Source organism: Psychrobacter sp. SHUES1, from assembly GCF_001652315.1.
Classification (GTDB): Bacteria; Pseudomonadota; Gammaproteobacteria; order Pseudomonadales; family Moraxellaceae; genus Psychrobacter; species Psychrobacter faecalis.
In genome coordinates this window covers 1-22348 of the sequence record NZ_LXWA01000028.1, presented here as the reverse complement: position 1 = coordinate 22348, position 22348 = coordinate 1, and the positions used below count along the sequence as shown (strand labels likewise).

The following is a 22348-nucleotide window of genomic DNA, read 5'->3' as shown; positions in this document are numbered from 1 at the left end:
TTAGCGATAAAGCATCATTTCACCTATGCTTTACACTGCCTTATTATTCTTATATACCTATGAGTGACAGCATGTTAAGACGGGATGCAGCCATTAGCCATAACAAAGTTTTGGTCGCCACATTCCAGTTAGCAGTCAATTAACTGTACGACTGCCCTTGTCAACCAGCGCTTTTGTCCGCATAATGAATATCCCTATAAATCAGCTAGACGATATATAATCATGACAACACCAGCTACTCATAATGCAGATATTGACGACGTGAATATTGAAAAATTCATTCCTTTAATCACACCCGCTGAGCTAAAGTCTGAGCTACCTTTGTCGAATGACGCCTATAACACGGTTCTAAAAGGTCGCAATACCATCCAAGATATCCTCGATGGCAAAGACAAGCGTCTATTTGTGGTTATTGGCCCCTGCTCTATTCACGATATTAAAGCCGCCCACGAATACGCCGATCGCTTGGCGGTATTGGCAAAAGAGATTGAAGACAGCATCTTCGTTGTGATGCGCGTTTATTTTGAAAAGCCGCGTACTACGGTTGGCTGGAAAGGCATGATCAATGACCCTGATATGAACGACAGCTTTGATATCGAAAAAGGTCTGCGCACTGCTCGTAAGCTACTGCTTGATTTGAATGAAAAAGGTCTGCCGTGCGCAACCGAAGCCTTAGACCCAAATACGCCGCAGTACATTCAGGATTTGATTAGTTGGTCAGCGATTGGTGCGCGTACCACCGAAAGCCAAACGCATCGTGAAATGAGCTCAGGCTTATCGTGCCCAGTTGGCTTTAAAAACGGCACCGATGGCGGCATGACCGTTGCGGTTAATGCCATGCAAGCGGTAAAAGAAGGTCATAGCTTCCTCGGCTTATCAGCAGATGGCAAAGTTTCTATCATCAAATCTAAAGGCAACCCCTACGCGCACGTAGTCCTACGCGGTGGTAATGGTAAGCCAAACTATGATGAAACCGCTGTTGCACAAGTTGAAAATGAGCTAGCAAAAGGCAAAACCAATAGCAAAATTATGATTGACTCAAGCCACGCCAACTCAGGTAAAGACCCGTATCTGCAACCAATGGTCATTCAAAACGTTGCCGAGCAGATTAAAAACGGTAATAAATCTATTATCGGTTTGATGATTGAGAGTCATTTAAAAGGTGGCAATCAAAAGCTAACGGCAGATTTGAGCCAGCTTGAATACGGTAAATCTATCACCGATGGTTGCCTAGATTGGGAAAGCACCGTTAGCGCTCTACACAATCTACGCGATATGGTTAAAGACGTTTTGCCGAATCGTTAGTAGTGACTGGTCAGAATTAGTCGTTATCGACCATTCATAAAAAAGCCCGTTTAATATCAGATATCAGACGGGCCTTTTTTATGTCTTTTAACTGACTAATCTTGCTTTATAAGTATTAACTTATAAAGTACTGCTCTTTACGCAGTTGCAGAACCTTCATTTGCCGCACCTAATACACTGTTTAAGCTTTCAATTACATGCTTAGAAGTCGCTTGCTTTTGTAGTTCATGCAACTGCTCATGCGCCATTTGACGGTGCGGTTCAATCAAAGTATTCCAACGTGCCAGCACTTGCAATAAGCGTGACGCTAACACCGGATTGGCGTCATCCAGCTTTTTAATCACAGCGATATAAATATCTAAACCCTCTGGTGTCCACAACACCGTAGGCTGCGAGGTAAAGGCGCTGATGACTGAGCGCACACGGTTGGGCGTATTCCAATCAAAATCGTTATGCGCAAGTAAGGATTTAATAGTATCAGGCGTAACCGCATCAGCAGAGGCTTGCACACTAAACCATAAATCAATGACCAAATCATTATTTTGGAAGCGCTGATAAAAATCCGCCAGATACTTATCAGCGTTTGCCAGTTGATGATTGACCATCGCCTTTAACGCGCCAAAACGCTCGGTCATACAGCTGGCGTTATGATACTGCTGCTCTGCCCATTCAGTAGCGCCATCGACGTTAGCGGTCAGTGCCATATCAAGCACCACATTACGTAAAGCGCGATTGCCACGAGCTTCCGCACTATCTTCATAAACCTGTATTGGTAACTGCTTATAAAGCTCAGACCACTGATCTTTTAGCGCTGTCGCCAGCTGTTGATATAAGCTTTCACGTTGTGCTTTTACCAGCTCTGGATCGTATTCTTGATGAATAGCAGCTGCCAGCTCCTGTGATGATGGAATATCCAGCAAACGTGCCGCCAACATCGCATCATTAGCAGCCAGTTCAGGTAAGGCCTGCGCCACTGCTTGTAGATACACCTCAGGACTGCTTTTCGCGCCGTGACCTTGCAGTAAAATACGATTGACCAGCATTTGCGTAACTTGCCAGCGGTTAAAACCGTTGGTTTCATATTTGAGCAAAAATGCCAAGTCTTCATCTTGATAATCATAATTCAGCTGTACTGGCGCGCTAAAATCGCGTAACAACGACACGACTGGCTCGCTCATTACATTTTCAAAGGTAAAAGTCTGCTCTGCTTGATCCAGTAGCAGCATACGTTCAGCGATGATATGACCAGAATTTTTATCAAATAATGCGGTCGCTACGGGTATCGGCAAGGGTTTTGGTGCATCAAAACCTGCAACCTGACGGGTTTGCTGACTCAAAGTAATAGTCAATGTCTGCGTCGCGCTGTCATAATCTTGGTGACCAGACACCACTGGCGTACCGGGCTGACGATACCAGGCGATAAAGTCCTCAATCTTGCTATCGGTAATACTAAGCGCCGATAAAAAGTCTTCAACCGTGACCGCTTGCCCATCATAACGGCGGAAGTACTCGTCCGTACCTTTACGAAAGTTATCAGGCCCTAACGTATTGGCAATCATACGGACGATTTCAGCGCCTTTCTCGTAAACAGTGGTGGTATAAAAGTTATTAATCTCAACGAAACTCTCAGGACGTACAGGGTGCGCCAATGGTCCGGCATCTTCAGCAAATTGATGCGCGCGCAAGGTTGCCACGTCATCGATACGTTGGACAGCACTTGACTGCTGATCGGCCGAAAATGATTGATCCCGATAAACGGTAAAGCCTTCTTTTAGACACAGCTGAAACCAATCACGGCACGTGATACGATTGCCTGTCCAGTTATGAAAGTATTCATGAGCAATGATAGATTTGACACTAAAGCTGCGTGCATCTGTGGTCGTTTCAGGACTAGACAAGACACAAGCGGTGTTAAAGATATTTAAACCCTTGTTTTCCATCGCGCCCATATTAAACTGACTGACGGCAACAATCATATAACGGTCTAAATCATACGCGCGGCCATAATTGACCTCATCCCACTGCATCGAGTCTTTTAATGCTTGCATACCGACAGCACATTTATCAATATCTTCAGATTTTGCATAGAGCTCAAGCTTCACCTCGCGTCCTTCGCTCGTCGTATAGCTGTCAGTCAATACATCTAAGTCGGCGATGACACAAGCAAACAGATAACTTGGTTTATTGGTCGGGTCTTGCCATATCGCGTAATGACGCTCAGGCGCATCCGACACTTCACCCGCTTCGAGCAAGTTACCATTACTCAATAGCGTCGGGAAACGCTTATCGGCTTCAAGACGCGTGGTAAATCTTGCCAGCACATCGGGACGGTCTGGATAAAAGGTAATCTTGCGAAAGCCCTCAGGCTCACATTGGGTGACGAACATAGTATCGTCACCACTACCGGCGATATATAAGCCTTCAAGCGCGGTATTGGTATGCGGATGGATACGTACTTGTAGTTGTAATTTGCTATGCTCCGGCGCATCGGTAATGGTCAATTTACCATCCGTTTGCGTATAGCACTCGCTGTTAAGTATTTCACCATTCAGCTTAATAGATAACAGCTCAAGTCCTTCGCCATACAGCACTAAGTCGCTCTCAGTCTGGCGCTGCATCATCAAAGTACTATCCACAATAGCATGGTCATCGAATAACTTAATATCCAAATCGACGGTTTCGACCGCAAAGCTTGGCGGTTGATAGTCTTTCAAATGTATTTTACTTGGCGCATGTGGCGGCACATCTGGCATGTCAGGATTGATAATTTGTGCGTCAGTTTCAGTAGTGGACATGGAAATTCCTATTATTATTCACGTTTTAAACAGTCAATTGATTATTTTACAGTGCCCTATTAATTAGCACGGTGTTCGTTATAAACAAAGTTTTTAAGATAGTTACATTGACCTAAACTATGAAATTTCAAGTACGATGAGTAATTAAATTGGTTAAGGTAGAAATCAATTCAAAGGTTTTAATCAGAATGCTACATATCTTTAGGTAAACTCTCGAACTATTTACAGTAATACTACTTACATAAAGTAACATTTAGTATATGGTAGATAGTAATTACCTAAGTTTTACCGTAAGCAGTTCAAAAACAACAAATGCCATTAAAATCAATGCTATTAAAATTTTAGGAGCTTATATGTCTACCAGTATTGCAAAAGTTGCTGCCCTCGCAGTATTATCAAGCGCTGTCGTATTTGCGTCAGGTTGTGCTAACAAACGTGCGACATCAGAAGTGGTCGTTGCCCCACTAGGTATCCCAGGTGGTCAAGTTGGTTATAACGGTGCGGTTATCGTTGATAATTCAAATGCCGTTATCACTGGTGCAGAAAATCTACAAGCCGTGGTTTATTTTGCTTTTGATAGCAGTGAAATCACCTCAGAAGCTGCCAGTGTATTAAACCAACACGCTAGCCTCCTAAGCTCAAATCCAAACGCTGGTGTCGTTATCGCAGGTCATACCGATGAGCGTGGTAGCCGCGAGTACAACATGGCACTAGGTGAGCGCCGTGCCCAAGCTGCACGTAATTATCTTGCCGCTCAAGGTGTTGCTGTAAATAACGTCCGTATCATCAGCTATGGTGAAGAACGCCCTGCTGTTGCCGGTACAACAGAAGATGCCTATGCCCAAAACCGCCGTGCTGAATTGTCTTACTAATAGTATTTAATAAGAGTTAATCAGCCGTAATTTAAAGAAGCCCAGCAATCTATTGTTGGGCTTTTCTTATTCTATTCATATTCTACAGATAAATTATGTCATCTTTAAAATTACGTGATATTCACTACCAGCAACTTGACGCTACCACCTGGTATGCGTCAGCTCAGATTATCATGCCTTCTTTTTTAAATTATCCCGTTTTACTCAGCGATTTACCGCTGTTATTTAATCCCAATCTATTTTTAAATACGAGCGTGGAAAAATTGCGTCACATGCAATGGCAATATCGCATTCCTACCGTGTCTCTATCCACACGCGAGATAGCTCATCTTCAGCGCCAACAGCAGCGCACTGGCGTACGATTATTATTACATTCACTACTTAATAAGCTAGAGATGATTGATACCTTGAATGATGCAAGTTTTCCATATCGACTTGCCAATAGTCAATACTACGTCTGCTTTAGTCATACTGGCACCCATAAGCGCATCATTTCTAATCAGCATAAAAACGAAAATCTATTTGAACATTTGGATAATAAAGTCGCGGTGATCATTAGCGCTTATCGACCTGTGGGCATTGATATAGAAATAAATGCCGTTAAATGGAAGGTGGCGCAGCGCTTTTACCACGCCAATGAGATGGCTATCTTGCAGACCTTACCACCTATGCAAAGAAATATAATCGCCAAGCTACTATGGCAAATAAAAGAAAGTTTTATTAAGGTTTTTCAGTATAAGCTGGCACAAGGATTAGGAAAGGACTACTCTTACCTCATTGCTGATTTAGTAAGTGGCGCTACAAGCAAATCACCTTTACTGGACATTAACGACAATAAAAGCAATTACCGTATCGCTCTTTTACCTCATCAGCAAACCGTGATTGTTTATTAAATATTTCCTAATGCTTTTAAAAAAATGAGTGAGAACTATATTTTAGACCAAAAAAAACGACCCTAAAAAGGATCGTTTTTTATTGCTACTTATCTTCTAATAACAGTCATTAAACTGTGATTAGCTTAGAAGCGGTAAGTTGCACCAAGTTTAACAATTGGCATCCACTCTAACCAGTTTTTATCTTCTAGATCTTTTTCTGCGCGATCAGCAACAATATTTGCAGCAGAGTTTGGATTATCATCAGTGCGATTGATTGTAGCGTCCACTTTACCCATGTACGCTGCACCAAGTTCACCAAACACACCAAAGTTGTTAGTAATGTTAGGACGGAAACCCACGGTTAAGTAAGGTGCTAACTTGTTACGGTGCTCAATTGAACCTTCTAGGTTACCAACGTACTCGCCAGCAACATCTGGAGCATCTACAGGAGCTTGACCTGTATAATATCTATCACCATCAATACTGTAATAACCGTCACCTTCAGAATTTGCACGTACATCGATATCGTTGTCAGGAACGATGATACCAGCGCCCATTGTGAACCAGTTACCAGTAGGACGTAACTGTACACCTAGGTACGGGTTGCTAAAATCTGTATCAACATCGTAGTTAATGTCATTTGCATCAAAGTCACCGCCGAATAGGTCGGCAACGTCGCCACCTGCCCAACCAGCTTGTAATTCAGTTTTGTCGTTAAGTGCCCAACCGATATTAGCACCATAACCTAGTGTACCTACTTCAGCACTGATAGCCGCTGGATGAGTCACAGTTTGGAAAAAAGTTCTGTCGCTATATGAGTTTGCTGGTTGTACGACAGCAACTGGCTCAGCTTGATAAGCTACTGCAACTGGCTCTGCTTCGTATACAACCGCATCGTTGTTATCAACAACGATAACTGGTTCAGCTGCTAGTGCAGCAGTAGATGCTAATACAGCAGCAGAAATTGCTGTTAATTTAATAAGTTTCATAAATACTCTCCTAAAGTGTGAAATAACTCGCCCGTAAAAAAATGATAATTTAAATTTTTTATAAACAACCATTTTGTTGAGCAGATTAAAACAATTTTGGCTTAAAAAGTCACCCCCATGAATGCACTTTTTATTTGCCGTTATGTAAAGATTGCATAGATATTGTAATATTTGCTACACCAACCTGCAAAACTTCGCTTTCCTGTTACACAATACTCTCAAAGCAACTGAATAGTCAGAACATGAATATTACATCGCTTAACGCTCATGTAAAGGTATTACAAAACATGTCAGTATAATGGCCTACCTTCCCCTTTAACTCAATTACAGTTATAGAGTTTATTACTACAGTTTGTTGTGGTTTGTGAGCTAACGTATCTAATGCTACCCAAAATAAGATCTAGAACAGAAGTGCGGGAAATTAGTCTGAACTATAAAAACGTAAATATATCGTTTACATCTAATAAGATAGCTTGTTTGAGTGCGTTATTATGCTAAATTAGAGCTATTAATAGATGTCTTTTTAGTATTTGCATTTTTGGACTTTTCATTAGCGTATTAATGATTTTTTTCTACTTTTCGCTTTACCTTTATTATTCTTATTGAGCCATTTTTATGCCAAAAGTTTCGTCGATTACCCGTGTTTTAGAGATTATCGAAGCGGTGTCTTATGCGTCAAAACCCCTCTCACCACTTGAACTGTCGCAAGAGCTTGATATCCCAAAACCTACTATCCATCGCTTGATTCAAAACTTAGTCGATGAAGGGTTTGTGACCGTCGATATTGGCGGCGGTATTATTCCTGGCAAGCGGGTGCGTAATTTGAGCGTTGAGCTTTGGCAGCAGCGTCAGTTTTTTAATGAGCGGCAAATTATTTTACAAAAATTGGTTGATGAGATTAAGGAGACTTGCGGTATCGCCATTCCTTACCAGATGGACATGATGTATACCAATCGCGCTAACACCTCGCTGCCTTTGCAAATATATCTGCCTGTCGGCGCGAAATCACCGATGTGGTGTACGGCTACGGGTAAGTTATATTTAAGCCAGTTGTCTGCGACCAGCCGCGCTAAAATACTACAAGGCCTACCGTTAGATAAATTTACCAAAAATACGATTACCGATATTGATACATTAAATGCCGAGCTTGATCGTATCGCAGAGACAGGCATTGGTATCGATAATGAGGAATTTATCTCAGAGATGGTAGGGGTGTCAGTGCCTGTACTAGACAAAAAATCTCGCTATCTGGCGTCGCTATATATCCACGCACCAACCATTCGCGTGTCATTAGATGAGCTAATGGAGCATGTGCCGCGCTTGCAAAAGGCAGCGCATGATATTCAAGCATTGGTGTATGAGCTACAAAACTAGGGTGTGTGACATTAAGAAAAAATATGACTGAGTAAAAAGGACTGAGTCCTGTGCAATACAGAACTCAGTCCTTGTTATAAACTAAACCGTCCAACATTTGGGGGTCAGTTCAGCGCAGACCTTTTTTATGCTTTGTTAATAACATGTTGGCAATTAGAAAAACACTCTATGCAAAATTGATTAAGGATTTGAAGCGTTTCGTGCTTTAAGACAAGACCGAACTGTCATGACGCGCCATAATACTAGAAAAATCTTTATCGCCATTTTCTACTATGTGAGATTTATAAAGCTCAGTAGCCTTGGCTCCCATCGGCGTTTCAACATCGGTATCCCTAGCCGTTTGCATCGCAAGATTAAGGTCCTTTTGCATGAGTTTACTCATAAAGCCGCCTTTATAACCGTTGCTAGAGGGCACATTTTCCATCACCTGCGGATAAGGGTTATAAACCTCTAGCGTCCAGTTACGGCCCGAGCTTTGTAGCATAATATCTGATAGCACTTTAGGGTCGAGACCGTTTTTTACGCCTAAATTAATCGCCTCTGCCGTCCCTGCCATGAGAATACCTAACAGCATATTATTGCAGATTTTCGCCACTTGTCCGGCACCATGCTCGCCTGCATGAAAGATGTTTTTGCCCATAACGGCGAGTATTGGTTCGGCTTTAGCGAATGCATCGTCACTACCACCGACAATAAAAGTTAAAGTGCCAGCAATGGCGCCTCCTGTACCACCGGAGACTGGCGCATCTAAGAAGTCGATACCAACCTTACTTGCTGCTTCTGCCACCAATCTTGCATCAGCTGCTGCGATGGTACTGCTATCGATGACCAAAGTACCCTTAGGTAATTCTGCTAGTAGGCCATTAACGCCATTCTCACCTAGATAGACAGAATGGACGTGCTCGCCCGCAGGCAACATGCTAATGACAACTTGTGCATTGCTCGCAGCATCTTTAGGACTATCAGCCACACTGGCACCTGCTTGCTGCAAGCGCGCGGTTGCCTCCGCAGACAAGTCATAAACCGATAGCGTATAACCTGCCTTTAACAAGTTCTCTGCCATCGGTGCGCCCATATTGCCAAGCCCAATAAAGGCGATATTTGGCTTAGTAGTATCGTTTGATGCCTTATTACTTAAATCTGTATCCTTTGTACCCATCTCATCGCTCCTTGATGATTGCTTATTATTTATACATATATGTGGACAATGCTTTATGGAATCTTACATTTTTTAATTTTTACCTGATTTGTTTCATTGAACTATAAGTTTTTAGCGCACAAGTTGGTTACCGAATGCGCCTTCGCCCAACCAGCCGCCTAAAGGGTGCTGGCCTTTAGCATAAGGGTTTACAAAGTGGCTATGAATATATGCTTGCCCTTCGCTACTGAGACACTCTGCTAATGAGCGTGACCATTGTGGATTGCGATCTTTATCAATCAGTAGCGCCCGTACGCCTTCTTTAAAATCAGGATTGGCGGCACAATGTACGGCGACATTGGTCTCTAAATACAAGACTTGCTCTAGCGACAAATCAGTCACTTTATAATAAAGCGAATAGGTCAAAGCGGCCGTAACTGGACAGCCTTTACGATAAGTCTCTACTGCTCGCTGCGTCCAGCTGTCTGCTGCAAAGTTTGTATCTAATTTTGCGAGCGCTTCGTCACTTTGTAGAAGTGCATCAATATCTCCTAAGCCGCCGCTGTTCATCAATTGCTGGATAGGATGCCAATAGGTTGCTAATTTGCTAGCAGGCAATTCGGCTACAGGATGTGCTGCTAATGCGCGACTGACGATACTATGAGCGCTATCGTTGTGACATTTATCGGTGCTATCTGCTGCCGCTTGCCAATCACTCTGTTTTAAACTTTGTATAACGGCATCATAATCACTACTGGCAACGGCATACTCTGCAAGATTGGCTAATAAAGCATCTTTGCCGTTACACATCGCACCCGTTAGCCCTAAGAACAAACCTGTTTTAGCTGGCATGCGCTGCAAGAACCAACTGCCAGAGGCGTCAGGGAACAGTCCAATGGTTACTTCTGGCATAGCAAAGCGGGTACGCTCGGTGACCAAACGATGACTACAACCTGCCATCAAGCCCATGCCACCACCCATAATAATGCCGTCACCCCAGAGTATTAGTGGTTTGGAATAAAAGTGCATCTGCCGATAAAGACGATATTCATGACCAAAAAATTCTGTCGCATAAGGATTCGGTAGCGGTGCATCACTAGACATACTGTCATAAAGCTTGCGAATATCACCGCCAGCACAAAATGCCTTATCGCCTGCGCCTTTTAATACCAATGCCACTACCTGATCGTCGTTTTGCCACTGCTCTAGCTGCTTGGCTAATAACTGACACATCTCAACGCTGAGCGCATTCAGAGACTTTGGCGTATTTAACGTCATTATGCCAATCAGATGACCGCACTCTGTCGGCTCAGTATTGAACAGGACTGGCGCTTCTTGTTCTGTGTTTTCTGTTACTGCTGTCATAAAAGAGACCTACCAAAATTAAAATGAGTAAAGTAAATATTAAGACATGCCTACAGGCTATTTATTTTGCCAATTGGGTGTGCGCTTTTCTAAGAATGCTTGTACGCCTTCGCGCTGATCGTTGGTGTCGAATAACTTAACAAAAGCCTCGCGTTCATGGATAAGGTTTTGGGCAGGCGGGGTATTTCTTGCTGCTTGGATAAGCCGCTTAGAATAACTGACCGCCACAGGTGATTGCTTAGCGACTTTTTGCGCTAAGGCTTGCGCCGCTAATAAACCCCCACCCTTTGCCGTGACTTCTTCGACTAAGCCAATGCGTAATGCGGTCTCGGCATCGACGCGCTCACCACACAATATCATCCGTTTTGCCCAACCTTCACCAACCAGTAAAGGTAGGTTTTGCGTCCCACCTGCACAGGGCAGTAAGCCCACGCCCGTCTCTGGTAAAGCCATCTGTGCATGCGCTTCTGCGATACGAATATCACAGGCCAGCGCGCACTCAAGTCCACCGCCCATAGCATAGCCATTGATAACCGCGATGCTAACGCCGCGATACGCTGATAGCGCTTCGAACGCTTCACCAAACGCGATAGCCATACTTATCGCGCGTCCTTTATCGCCGTCTGAGAAATTGTTTAAATCCGCACCTGCTGAAAAGAACTTTTCCCCATCGCCATGGATAATTAAGGCATAAACATCATCATTGGCATTGAGGTCAGTGACCAGCTGCTTGAGTGCCGGCAGACTTTCCATCGTCCACGTATGGGCTGGTGGGTTATTCAGTGTGACGGTAGCAATATGGCCGTCGATTGAGAGCTTTAAGTTGGTATAATCGGTCATGGAACATCCTTGTTATTATCTTTCTATAAAATGGCTTTATTCAAAACGCTTAATAAAGCAGTTTTATAGTATTGTTGGGCTAGCGTAATTGAATCAACGCATCATCCTGCATAAGCTGGCGCGAGACAATCACCCGCATAATCTCATTGGTGCCTTCCAAAATCTGATGCACACGCAAGTCTCGCACATGGCGCTCAAGCGGATACTCATTTAGATAGCCATAACCACCATGTAGCTGTAAGGCTTCATTAGCGACATCGAAACAAAGATCAGTTGAGAGACGCTTTGCCATCGCACAGTAGGTAGATGCTTGCGAGTCATTGTTATCGACTTTATTAGCTGCTAAATAAAGCATTTGCCGCGCAGTAATGGTTTGTGTGAGCATGTCAGCAAGCTTAAACTGTACTGATTGTAAGCTGGCAATCGGGCTACCAAACTGGCTACGCTCTTGCACGTAATTGGTCGCTGTCTCTAGCGCTGACTGCGCCGTACCTACTGCACAGATACCAATATTGATACGACCGCCATCTAAGCCTTTCATCGCAATGCGAAAACCTTGGCCTTCCTCGCCGATTAAATTTTCTGCTGGTACTTTGACATCTTTAAAGCTGATGGTACGGGTTGGTTGCGCTTTCCAACCCATTTTATGCTCGTTTTTACCATATTCGATACCAGCGCTGTCAGCGTCTACCACAAATGCTGAAACCCCTTTTGGCCCTGCACCGCCTGTACGCGCCATAACCACTAAGACGTCAGTCGAGCCTGCGCCTGAGATAAAGGTTTTTTCGCCATTAAGCACATAATAGTCGCCTTGTTTATCGGCTTTGGTACGTAATGAAGCCGCATCAGAACCAGCATTCGGCTCAGTTAAGCAGTAACTGCCAAGCCATTCACCGCTGACCATATGGGGCAAATACTTTTTACACAAAGCATCGCTACCGTACTCACCAATCATCCAACCCGCCATATTATGGATACTCATATAGGCGGCAACGGCGGTATCACCCCAGGCCAGCTCTTCAAACACCATGGCAGAGTCTAAGCGTGGTAGCCCTAAGCCATCATATTCTGAATTGGTATATAGCCCTAAAAAGCCAAGCTCGCCGGTTTTTTTGATGACATCGACTGGAAAGTGCGAAGTACGATCCCATTCAGCCGCATTGGGCTTTAGCTCTTTTTGCGCAAACTGTCTGGCAGTTTGGCGAAAGGCGATTTGGTCTTCGGTCAATGAAAAATCCATAGGGTCATCCTTGTGCATGTATAGCAAATATGGGAAAAAAGGTTATAAGCCGTCAGTCTACCGTGGTTTAAACTGTGCTGGTTATACAGTATAGCAGCGCTATAACGACAATCATAAAACATGCTTTTGCTAAAAAATACTGAGCAAGAGTGTCGCTATATTGCTTGGACGCTGCAAATATAGTCGTTTGACGATTACATTGAAATAGTAGTATTGACGCTGCGGCTTGCCTCGTCATCAAACCAGCGGGCAGTGACCGTTTTGGTTTGCGTATAGAACTGTACCGCTTGCTTACCATAAGGACCCAAATCGCCAAGCTTACTAGCACGCGAGCCTGAGAACGAGAACATCGGTAGTGGCACAGGAATTGGCAAGTTAATACCGATTTGACCAACCATAATATCTTGTTGAAATTTATGCGCAGCAGCGCCTGACTGAGTGAAGATAGCGGTACCATTACCATGTGGATTGGCATTGAGTAGCTCAATCGCTTCATCAAGGTCGGCTGCACGCATGATACATAGAACAGGTCCAAAGATTTCTTCTTTGTAGATTTGCATATCCGCAGTGACGTTATCAAAGATAGTCGGCCCCACAAAGTTGCCTTTCTCAAAGCCTTCAACCGTGATGCCGCGACCATCAAGAAGTAGACTAGCACCCTCTTCTACCCCCGTACCAATTAAGTGCTCGACACGCGCTTTTGCAGCAGGTGAAATGAGTGGACCTAAATCCTTGTCGTTTTTACCTGCTGAGACTACTAAGCCTTCTGCTTTGGCTTTGATATCATCAATCCATTCCCCTGCTGCACCGACGAGCACCACAACTGATAGCGCCATACAACGTTGACCGGCGGCACCAAAGGCGGCACCTGCTAGCTGATTGAGCGTTTGCTCTTTATTGGCATCAGGCAATATAACGCCATGGTTTTTGGCACCCATCATGCACTGGGCACGCTTACCTGATTTACTGGCGCGCTCATAGACATGCTTGCCGACGTTGGTTGAGCCAACGAATGAAACTGCTTTGATATCTGGATGATCACAAATGGCATCAACGGTTGCTTTACCGCCGTGCACGACGTTGAGTACGCCTTCAGGGACGCCAGCTTCTACTGCCAACTCAACCAAACGCATGGTCACCATTGGATCTTGTTCAGAAGGTTTAAGGACAAAGGTGTTACCCGTAGCAATCGCCATTGGGAACATCCATAGTGGAATCATCGCGGGAAAGTTAAATGGCGTGATACCAGCACAGACGCCAAGTGGCTGCCAGATACTATAGGTGTCGACGCCTGTTGCGACGTTTTCAACGAAGTCGCCGATTTGCAGATTGGCAATACCTGCGGCATGCTCGACCACTTCTAAACCACGAAATACATCACCGCGCGCATCAGCAATGGTTTTTCCCTGCTCTGCGGTTAAGATTTCTGCCAGCTCATCCATATGCTCGCGAATCAATTCTTGATACTTTAAAAAAATACGCGCACGTGTGGTGATAGGCGTTTTGCGCCATGTCTGAAACGCTTTTTGGGCGGCAGCGACGGCTTGATTGATTTCATCGTCAGTAGTTTGCGGAACTTTTGCGATGACTTCTTGGGTGGCGGGATCAGTGATGTCAATCCATTCGCTGGTATTAGAATCAACAAATTGACCATCGATAAGCTGCTGAACGTGATGCATAAGATATCCTTATCTTGTTTGTTTGCCCACCATTTACTGGTGTGCCAGTATTTATAAAAAAGTATTCATACAAGTATATTGTTAAAAGGGATAAAAACTGTCCGTTATTAACCTTTAAATGTTATTTTAAAATGATTTATTTCGTATCGTTATTGACTATAGCAATAAATCAATTTTAGGGTCAAGCGCTTTATCAAACTTTTATTTGCGATAGTCGCCATCTATAAAATTTATCGGTCTAAAAACCAAAAAGCCCATGCTGGTACATGAGCTTTTTATTACTTTTAAAGTTGTATTTAAAAATGTGATTAAATTTTGATTAGAATTGACAAGGTCATGTCAATAGTTCAATCAATGGCTTTTGATCTTAATAATCTTTCATCGATTTTTTAATCGCATCAATCGCCGTTGGATTGTCAAGCGTTGACATATCTCCCGTTTCATTACCTTCCGCTAAAGCACGGATAGCGCGGCGTAAGATTTTGCCAGAGCGTGTTTTGGGTAATGCTTGCGGGAAATAAATCGCCGCTGGACGAGCGATACCGCCCAAGGATTTTACTACCGCACCGATGACTTGCTGTTCAATACGGAAACGGTTTTCGGTCGTCGCCACTTGCTCATGGTCTTTTAGCACACAAAAAGCAATCGGCAACTCGCCTTTTAATTGATCTTTGATACCCACGACCGCACATTCAGCCATCTCTGGGTGGGTACTGATGGCTTCTTCAATCTCTTGCGTGCCAATACGATGACCGGCGACGTTAATCACATCATCGGTGCGTCCTAAAATATAAAAATAGCCGTCGTCGTCGGTCACGGCATAGTCTGATGTAGAGTAGTGCTTGCCATCAAACAGACCAAAATAGCTGCTGATAAAGCGCTCGTCATTACGCCATACGGTGGTGAGACAACCGGGCGGCAGTGGTGCGCGAATGGCGAGCAAGCCCTTTTCGCCAGCTTTACAAAGCTCACCGGTTTCTTCATTGATGACGTGCGCATCATAACCATACATTGGATAACCGGGCGAGCCTTGTTTGTGCGGTTTATGATTAAATTTGGGCGTGTTACTTAGGATTGGCCAGCCAGACTCTGTCTGCCAATAATGATCTAAAATCGGCACCCCTAAATGCTTGGTCAACCAATTGGCCGTTGATTCATCGAGTGGCTCACCTGCCAAAAAGAATGATTTAAGGCTAGAGACATCATAGCGCGTCATCCACGTTTCATCTTGTTTTTTCAGCATACGTACACCCGTAGGTGCAGTAAATAGAATATTTACCTTATTTGCTTCGACAATCCGCCACCAAATACCTGGGTTTGGACGATGCGGCAAGCCCTCATACATAACACTGGTCATGCCAGCGAGCAATGGCGCATAAATGGTATAAGAATGCCCAACTGCCCAGCCGATATCTGATATCGCCCAAAAAGTTTCGCCGGCTTTGCCATCGTAGATATAATCTATCGACGTCGTTAGCGCCACTGCATGACCGCCGGTATCGCGCTGCACACCCTTTGGCTTCCCAGTGGTGCCTGAAGTATACAGAAGATACGACGGCGTATTGGACTCTAACCAAACTGGCTCAACAATGGCGTTGGCCTCACAACTGATACGGCGCTGGGATGCATAATCGACATCGATAGATTTTTTCTCGAACGGCAACACGCCACGATTGACCACTAGTACATGCTCGGGCTTGATTGTCGCTTGCTCAACACCTTGATTGACAAGGCTTTTATAATTAATCACTTTGCCGCCGCGTAGACCTGCATCGACAGTGATGACCATTTTTGCCTCGGCATCATCCATACGGATGGCCAAGTTATAGGCAGCAAAACCACCAAATACCACCGAATGTACCGCACCGATACGCGCACAGGCTAGCATGGCATAAGCGGCTTCTAAAATCATCGGCATATAAATGATGACGCGATCGCCCTTCTCGATACCATGACGCTGTAGCACATCGGCGAAGTAATTTACTTCTTTATAAAGGTCGTTATAAGTCAGGCGCCGCTTAGTATAATCGGTATAAAGCTCAACGTTATTGCCCAAATCTTTAAAGGCATCGACTACGGCAGGAAAAGTTTCTATCAACTCTTGGTTAATCTCAGAGGATAGCCAAATAAAAGCATCTTGCTCGGCGCGCTCTGCAAGGTGGCGATCGACACAGTTGTAGCAAAGATTGGTTTCACCGCCAACATACCATTTAGCAAATGGCAGATTGCTGTCGTCAAGAATTTGCTCAGGCTCTTTATGCCAATAAATCCGCTTGGCTTGCTCCGCCCAAAACTGCTCTTTATTATCAATAGAGGACTGATAAATATCAGCAAAGCTTTGCGCGCTATTAAATGATGGGGGAGAATCTTGGCTAGAGGATTGATTAAGGTTTTGATTATTATTGTGATTTATAGCTGGCTGGCTAGTTTGTTGAGAATTTTGACGAATGGCTTGCTCGTTCATAATGGCTGTCCTTAGCGTAAACGATGGGTAATGCTGTACGTTTTTATAAAAAACAAGGTTATAAGAAGCGATGTTATAAAAAGCGCTTTTATAAGAAATTATTTTATAATATGACGCTTTATAAGATACGCTCTTATTCAATACTATCATAATATAAAACTGGCTGTCCCTGCCAAAACTGAAAAACCGATACGTTATGTATCGGTTTAAAATGTAGCAGAGCTAGGGATAAAGGTCAACTACTACGCATGTCAGCCATTTGATATTTTGCTTAACGCAAGCGTTTTAGACAGCTGACTATTTAATGAAGTCTTATTTCTGCTCATCATACATTTCGCGCATGACTTTTTTATCATGTTTACCAACCGAGGTTTTTGGTAGCTCATCGACAAACTTAAACTGACTTGGCACGCCGTATTTAGGAATAATTCCCCGCGCTACCGCCTGTTCAGCAAGCGCTTTGATGTCATCGGCGTTAGTATCTTGGCAATTAGGTTTGAGTACAATCAAAGCTAGCGGACGCTCGCCCCATTGCTTATCGCGGATGCCAATCACTGATACGTCAGCGACTGCGGGATGCAAGGATAAAATCGTTTCAATCTCTAACGATGATATCCACTCGCCGCCTGACTTGATGACGTCTTTTAAACGATCGGTGATTTTAATATAACCATCGGGGCGCATATAGGCGATATCTTGGGTATGCATATAGCCATTTTCCCACAGCTCTTTACCAGCATCGTCATTTTTTAGATAGCTTTGGGTTAGCCAAGGCGCGCGCAGCACCAACTCGCCGGTATTGTCTTTGCCCGTACCGACGGACTCATTATCAGTATTCCATATTTGCGCATCGACCATCAGTACTGGCTTACCCGTCATACAGCGGCGGGCAATATCTTCGTCCTCAGACATCTCAGGCTCATTGAGACTAAATTCTGTCAAGCTAATCAGCGGCGCGGTCTCAGACATACCGTAGCCAGTATAAACCTCAATATCTTGCGCCAGTGCGGCTCTTGCTAAACCTTCAGTCAGTTTCGAACCACCGATAATCATTTTTAAACCATTAAAATTGGCATCGCGCTCTTGTGCTTCTTTGAGTACCATCTGCAAAATCGTTGGTACGCAGTGGGTGATACTGACCTTTTCATTGATAATCAAATCCATTAACACGTCAGGTGCGTAGCGTCCGGGATAGACTTGTTTTAAACCAACCATGGTGGCGGTAAACGGGAAGCCCCACGCATGAACGTGGAACATCGGCGTCATCGGCATATAAACATCGCCGTAACTGACGCCTTGTTTATTGGGCAGCATACCCAAGGTCGCGGCTTCCGTCAGACTGTGCAAGACCAGTTGGCGGTGGCTAAAAAACACCCCTTTTGGATCGCCTGTTGTACCTGAAGTATAAAAAGTCGTGGCAATAGTGTTTTCATCAAAATCTGGGAAATCAAACTCGCTACTGGCGGCCTCTAACAATGCTTCATATTCTCCAGTGACGCGATTTTGATTACCGCCAAAGACGCCTTCATGTGACACGCCATTGTCATCAAGCCAAATAATATGCTCAATGCTAGAGTTTTCAAACTGATAGTCTTTCACCAATGGCGCAAATTCAGAGTTTAGTAGCAATACTTTTGGCTTAGCATGATTGATGGTATAGAGGATTTTTTCAGGTGATAGGCGGATATTGACGGTTTGCAAAATATATTCTGACATCGGTACGGCGAAATACGATTCTAAGTAACGATGACTGTCCCAATCCATCACCGCAATCACATCACCGGCATCAAGGTTTAAGTCGGCTAAGACATTGGCTAAACGATTGATACGCTCAAACAACTCTTTATACGTGAGGCGTTTTTTATCGGCATAAATAATTTCTTGCTCTAGCGACACTGTTTTGGCACGGTTTAAGAGTTGCTTGACGATTAAGGGATAATCGTAGGCTGACGGCGCGCTATGATAAATATTTGACATAAATTTGACTTCCTTGTGGGTGATTTTAATTATTTTAAAGCACTTTTAATAGGGTTTAAGAAACATATAAAAACAGAGCATTTTTATCGGTATACGCGTGGCTATTATTGATGGCAATACTTATCGTCATTCTTGATAAGCTTCATTGATAGTAAGAAAAAACCTAGGCTATGTAAAGCGTGCTTGCGTAAGTCGCTGACGACTATAGGTTCTTTGATTGACGTTTAAATACTTGGGTTATTGTGTTATGGCAAGTTAGGTTATAGGGTCAAGTAATGTTAAAAATGTGATGTTAAAGGGTAGTAAAAATCTATATTACTCCGCGCGAGCCGCTGTTTTGACCATCCCAATACTAGCGACCAATAACGCTAGCACTTGTACAAACAATAACAACCAAACCGTCAGCGACCATTGCCCACGCGCGTAAGCGATGCCGCAGAGCCACGCACCCATCGTGCCGCCCGCATAATAACCCATATAATATAAGCCTGAGGCCAATGAGCGTCCTTTTTTGACATTGACCGCAATATAGCTGATGGTGGCCGCTTGGGTAATAAAGACGCCACTGGACATGATGGCAAGCCCCAGTACGATGCCCCAAAGCGGTGTCACGAGAGTTAAGAGCACGCCAAACATCGAGATAATAACTGCCACGCGAACCGTACGTGCCGAACCAAAGCGGCGCAGCAACGTCGTCGATAATGGCGTGATGACAACGCCAATTAAATACACCGCAAAAATATTGGCAAGCGCACCTGTGCTTAATTCATAAGGTGTATCGGCCAAATGTAAATTAATAAAGGTAAAACAGCCAACCAACGAGAACAACACGCAAGCACCAAGCAAACAGGAAGTGACAACATAGCGATTGACCAAATGCTCACCGAGGGTCTGCATGGCTGAGCGAAAATTAGGATTAGCAACGAAGTGCCGTGATGCGGGCAGCATTTTACCCACCCATAGCGCCCCGATCAGCGTCATACCTGCCATCACATAGTAGCCAGCGCGCCAACCGATAAGCTCGTGCAAGTGCCCAAGTAAAAAGCGCCCCATAAAGCCGCCGAGCACCGACCCTGACACATAAAATGACATCAGCTCAGTGAGCGCCCGTCCCTCAAACTCTTCGCCGATATAAGCAATCGTCACCACCGTAATACCGGGCACAGACAATCCCTGCATAAAGCGCCACATGCCCATCCAGCCGATATTTGGACTTTGGGCAATTAACGCAGTGGGTATCGCTAAAAACAATAACGCCCCAACGATAAATGACTTGCGTCCTACTGCATCAGACAGCATGCCCAAAAATGGGGACATGATAGCAATTGCCAATATGGTGGCACCAACAATCATGCCCGCCTGCACCTCAGTTGCAGTGAAATCCATCATCAAGACCGGTAAAATAGCTTGAATAGAATAGACCTGCAAAAAAGCAAACATCCCAATCAAGCCAATCGTCAGCTTAAGTACCCATGAAGGCGCGGCAAAGGGTGTGTTGATACGGCGATTGCTGACGCTATTATCTTGGCTAATACCAGCGGCTTTGCCATTAACATCGCTATCATTATTTATACTGTTATTTATATGATTGTTCAAAGTATGACTTACTATATTGAGTGCTTTTTTAGCTAGAGCTGACTTTTGTGCTAGCTCGTACTAAATGACGCATGGGTGATAGAAATAAGTGGTAGCAATTACATCATGCCTACCATAAAACTTATAACGGACTATAAAAAGATGCCTGATTGGTGATTTTATCATAGCAAATACCAGACTCAGGTTTCGGTATGTTATTCACGCCAGCTTTTTAAATGCGGCTTTATAAAAGCCGTTTTAGCACTGGAGAGGTGACTGTTATTTTTGACAGTGAATAGATTACTGTCTACTATTATTTTGCTTTGCTATTAAAACCAACCATCATCTAACAGACCCTTTATCATGTTAAACAACCCTTTTTATCTAAGATTGATTACCCTAACCGGCACACTGATTATTTCTGTGAATATGACAGCAATCGCAGCACAACCAACAGACTCAATTCAAACACTTTCAATTAAAGAGCAATCAACCGTTACCTTACCAACCACAGCAACCAAAGCGACTTCAAACGAAACATTATTAACCCCTGCATCATTAGCCAAAGTTCCTGCAAGTAAAGCAACTTTAACCACCACAACATCTACAGCTTCCAGATCAAACTGTATCGCTGATAGTGTCATTACCGCAGCTGAGCTGTCAGCTACGCGTGATAACGGTCCTTTTACTGTGGCGAGTAAAGCCGTTCCCCGTCAGCTGGCCAATGGCTTCGGCGGCGGCACCATTCATTATCCTACCAATGCTGGAGACTGCGGCCTGTTAGGCGGCATCGCAGTGATTCCCGGTTATGTGTCTTATGAAGCGTCTATTAAATGGTGGGGTCCGCGTCTGGCATCTTGGGGATTTGTGGTGATTACTATCGACACCAACTCTATTTATGATGACCCAAATAGCCGTGCAACGCAGTTGAGCGTCGCCCTCGATCATATTCTGAGCGATAGTACGGTAGGTGCGCAAATAGATAGCACACGTTTGGGCGCCATCGGTTGGTCGATGGGTGGTGGTGGCGCGCTGCAGTTAGCAACCCAGCGCAGTGACGTTCGCGCCATTATTCCGCAAACGCCCTATCATGATGAAGACTACGGCATTATGGACACGCCCGCGTTATTTATTACCTGCCAAAATGACCGCATTGCCTCTAATAAAAAGTACAGCAGTGCGTTTTATAATCATGCTGCTGGGCCAAAAATGAAGCTTGAGATAAAAAACGGCAGCCACTTTTGTCCAAGCTATCGCTTTAATGAGATATTACTCAGCAAACCGGGTATTGCTTGGATGCATCGCTACATCAATGGTGATACTCGCTTCGATAAATTTTTATGCCATAACGAAAACTATGGCAACAGCCCTCGTATATCCGCTTACGATTATAAAGATTGTGGATAAGCACTGCTCTTAAATCGCCTTGCATTTAATACTTTTCCTCACTTATCTTTTTTAAACTTACATATTTATAGTGCTGATATCCTTTTGCTTACAGACTTTGCATGCTCAAAAAATCATAATCAAAAACTATGCATATTTATTGCTATAGTCAAGGAATTTTAGAATCGCTACAAGGTGACCGACCGCAGATAGTACATTGAGTACATCTAGGGTGGGCAACACCGTAGCGGTTTAAAAGTGCTGTGACTATATGACTAACAATTAAAAAAACTCATAAAATAATGGGTGGTGTGTCAGAAAGTATGCTGAGGAGAAGAAAGGAGGGTGACAGCCAAAGCAAGATGATATATTTGAGGTTATGAAGACACAAATACAGATCAATTGCCCCGACTGTCACAGTCCCAGTTTTTCGATACACGGCAAAAAAAGCTATGGCAAGCAGAACTACCAGTG

Annotated in this window: 15 protein-coding genes; 5 read left to right on the top strand and 10 right to left on the bottom strand. The window is 44.0% G+C overall.

The features are described from left to right. The first annotated feature begins 222 nt into the window (after window positions 1–222). Entirely contained in the window at window positions 223–1305 is a 1083-nt protein-coding gene (locus A7325_RS02100) for a 3-deoxy-7-phosphoheptulonate synthase (RefSeq protein ID WP_068404188.1), read from the top strand. A gap of 137 nt (window positions 1306–1442) precedes the next feature. Here A7325_RS02100 and pepN read toward each other — a convergent pair whose 3' ends face one another. After that, window positions 1443–4058 (bottom strand): aminopeptidase N, encoded by a 2616-nt coding sequence (gene pepN / locus A7325_RS02095; RefSeq protein WP_068404236.1) that lies wholly within the window; start codon window positions 4056–4058, stop codon window positions 1443–1445. A gap of 395 nt (window positions 4059–4453) precedes the next feature. Here pepN and pal point away from each other — a divergent pair, with 395 nt between their 5' ends. Beyond that, on the top strand, window positions 4454–4972 hold the full coding sequence (gene pal / locus A7325_RS02090) for a peptidoglycan-associated lipoprotein Pal (protein WP_068404186.1): 519 nt from the start codon (window positions 4454–4456) through the stop codon (window positions 4970–4972). Between the two features lie 95 nt (window positions 4973–5067). Further along, window positions 5068–5865, top strand: coding sequence for a 4'-phosphopantetheinyl transferase family protein (locus A7325_RS02085; RefSeq protein WP_227514920.1), 798 nt, complete (start codon window positions 5068–5070; stop codon window positions 5863–5865). 125 nt (window positions 5866–5990) lie between these two features. Here A7325_RS02085 and A7325_RS02080 read toward each other — a convergent pair whose 3' ends face one another. Further along, complete coding sequence (locus A7325_RS02080; RefSeq protein ID WP_068404185.1) at window positions 5991–6836, bottom strand: hypothetical protein; 846 nt, start codon at window positions 6834–6836, stop codon at window positions 5991–5993. 615 nt (window positions 6837–7451) lie between these two features. Here A7325_RS02080 and A7325_RS02075 point away from each other — a divergent pair. Continuing rightward, window positions 7452–8210 (top strand): IclR family transcriptional regulator, encoded by a 759-nt coding sequence (locus A7325_RS02075; RefSeq protein WP_068404183.1) that lies wholly within the window; start codon window positions 7452–7454, stop codon window positions 8208–8210. Between the two features lie 205 nt (window positions 8211–8415). Here the strand turns inward: A7325_RS02075 and mmsB are convergent, their stop codons facing one another. The 8 genes from mmsB to A7325_RS02035 form a co-directional block, all read right to left on the bottom strand. Further along, window positions 8416–9369 (bottom strand): 3-hydroxyisobutyrate dehydrogenase, encoded by a 954-nt coding sequence (mmsB, locus tag A7325_RS02070; RefSeq protein ID WP_068404181.1) that lies wholly within the window; start codon window positions 9367–9369, stop codon window positions 8416–8418. A 111-nt stretch (window positions 9370–9480) separates the two neighbouring features. Next, window positions 9481–10713 (bottom strand): enoyl-CoA hydratase/isomerase family protein, encoded by a 1233-nt coding sequence (locus tag A7325_RS02065; RefSeq protein WP_068404180.1) that lies wholly within the window; start codon window positions 10711–10713, stop codon window positions 9481–9483. Window positions 10714–10770: 57 nt separating this feature from the next. Further along, the gene (locus A7325_RS02060) at window positions 10771–11553 is read right to left on the bottom strand and encodes an enoyl-CoA hydratase (protein ID WP_068404178.1); all 783 of its coding nucleotides are present in this window, start codon (window positions 11551–11553) and stop codon (window positions 10771–10773) included. A 79-nt stretch (window positions 11554–11632) separates the two neighbouring features. Further along, a complete protein-coding gene (locus tag A7325_RS02055; protein ID WP_068404176.1) occupies window positions 11633–12793 on the bottom strand; it encodes an acyl-CoA dehydrogenase family protein in 1161 nt (386 codons plus the stop codon). A 194-nt stretch (window positions 12794–12987) separates the two neighbouring features. Then, on the bottom strand, window positions 12988–14472 hold the full coding sequence (locus tag A7325_RS02050) for a CoA-acylating methylmalonate-semialdehyde dehydrogenase (protein WP_068404175.1): 1485 nt from the start codon (window positions 14470–14472) through the stop codon (window positions 12988–12990). A 367-nt stretch (window positions 14473–14839) separates the two neighbouring features. Further along, entirely contained in the window at window positions 14840–16936 is a 2097-nt protein-coding gene (locus A7325_RS02045) for a propionate--CoA ligase (protein ID WP_227514919.1), read from the bottom strand. Window positions 16937–17248: 312 nt separating this feature from the next. Continuing rightward, the gene (locus A7325_RS02040; RefSeq protein ID WP_068404173.1) at window positions 17249–18913 is read right to left on the bottom strand and encodes a fatty acid--CoA ligase; all 1665 of its coding nucleotides are present in this window, start codon (window positions 18911–18913) and stop codon (window positions 17249–17251) included. Between the two features lie 315 nt (window positions 18914–19228). Then, complete coding sequence (locus A7325_RS02035) at window positions 19229–20413, bottom strand: MFS transporter (protein ID WP_068404230.1); 1185 nt, start codon at window positions 20411–20413, stop codon at window positions 19229–19231. A gap of 438 nt (window positions 20414–20851) precedes the next feature. Here A7325_RS02035 and A7325_RS02030 point away from each other — a divergent pair, with 438 nt between their 5' ends. Then, complete coding sequence (locus tag A7325_RS02030; RefSeq protein WP_068404171.1) at window positions 20852–21895, top strand: dienelactone hydrolase family protein; 1044 nt, start codon at window positions 20852–20854, stop codon at window positions 21893–21895. Window positions 21896–22348 lie beyond the last annotated feature (453 nt).

Bases quoted from the DNA above. Each gene is read 5' to 3' on its own strand.
- A7325_RS02100 (WP_068404188.1), top strand. From the start codon at position 223: ATGACAACACCAGCTACTCATAATGCAGATATTGACGACGTGAATATT.
- pal (WP_068404186.1), top strand. From the start codon at position 4,454: ATGTCTACCAGTATTGCAAAAGTTGCTGCCCTCGCAGTATTATCAAGC.
- pepN (WP_068404236.1), bottom strand. From the start codon at position 4,058: ATGCCAGATGTGCCGCCACATGCGCCAAGTAAAATACATTTGAAAGAC.
- A7325_RS02040 (WP_068404173.1), bottom strand. From the start codon at position 18,913: ATGTCAAATATTTATCATAGCGCGCCGTCAGCCTACGATTATCCCTTA.
- A7325_RS02080 (WP_068404185.1), bottom strand. From the start codon at position 6,836: ATGAAACTTATTAAATTAACAGCAATTTCTGCTGCTGTATTAGCATCT.
- A7325_RS02055 (WP_068404176.1), bottom strand. From the start codon at position 12,793: ATGGATTTTTCATTGACCGAAGACCAAATCGCCTTTCGCCAAACTGCC.
- A7325_RS02085 (WP_227514920.1), top strand. From the start codon at position 5,068: ATGTCATCTTTAAAATTACGTGATATTCACTACCAGCAACTTGACGCT.
- A7325_RS02075 (WP_068404183.1), top strand. From the start codon at position 7,452: ATGCCAAAAGTTTCGTCGATTACCCGTGTTTTAGAGATTATCGAAGCG.
- A7325_RS02045 (WP_227514919.1), bottom strand. From the start codon at position 16,936: ATGAACGAGCAAGCCATTCGTCAAAATTCTCAACAAACTAGCCAGCCA.
- A7325_RS02065 (WP_068404180.1), bottom strand. From the start codon at position 10,713: ATGACAGCAGTAACAGAAAACACAGAACAAGAAGCGCCAGTCCTGTTC.
- A7325_RS02030 (WP_068404171.1), top strand. From the start codon at position 20,852: ATGTTAAACAACCCTTTTTATCTAAGATTGATTACCCTAACCGGCACA.
- A7325_RS02060 (WP_068404178.1), bottom strand. From the start codon at position 11,553: ATGACCGATTATACCAACTTAAAGCTCTCAATCGACGGCCATATTGCT.
- A7325_RS02050 (WP_068404175.1), bottom strand. From the start codon at position 14,472: ATGCATCACGTTCAGCAGCTTATCGATGGTCAATTTGTTGATTCTAAT.
- mmsB (WP_068404181.1), bottom strand. From the start codon at position 9,369: ATGGGTACAAAGGATACAGATTTAAGTAATAAGGCATCAAACGATACT.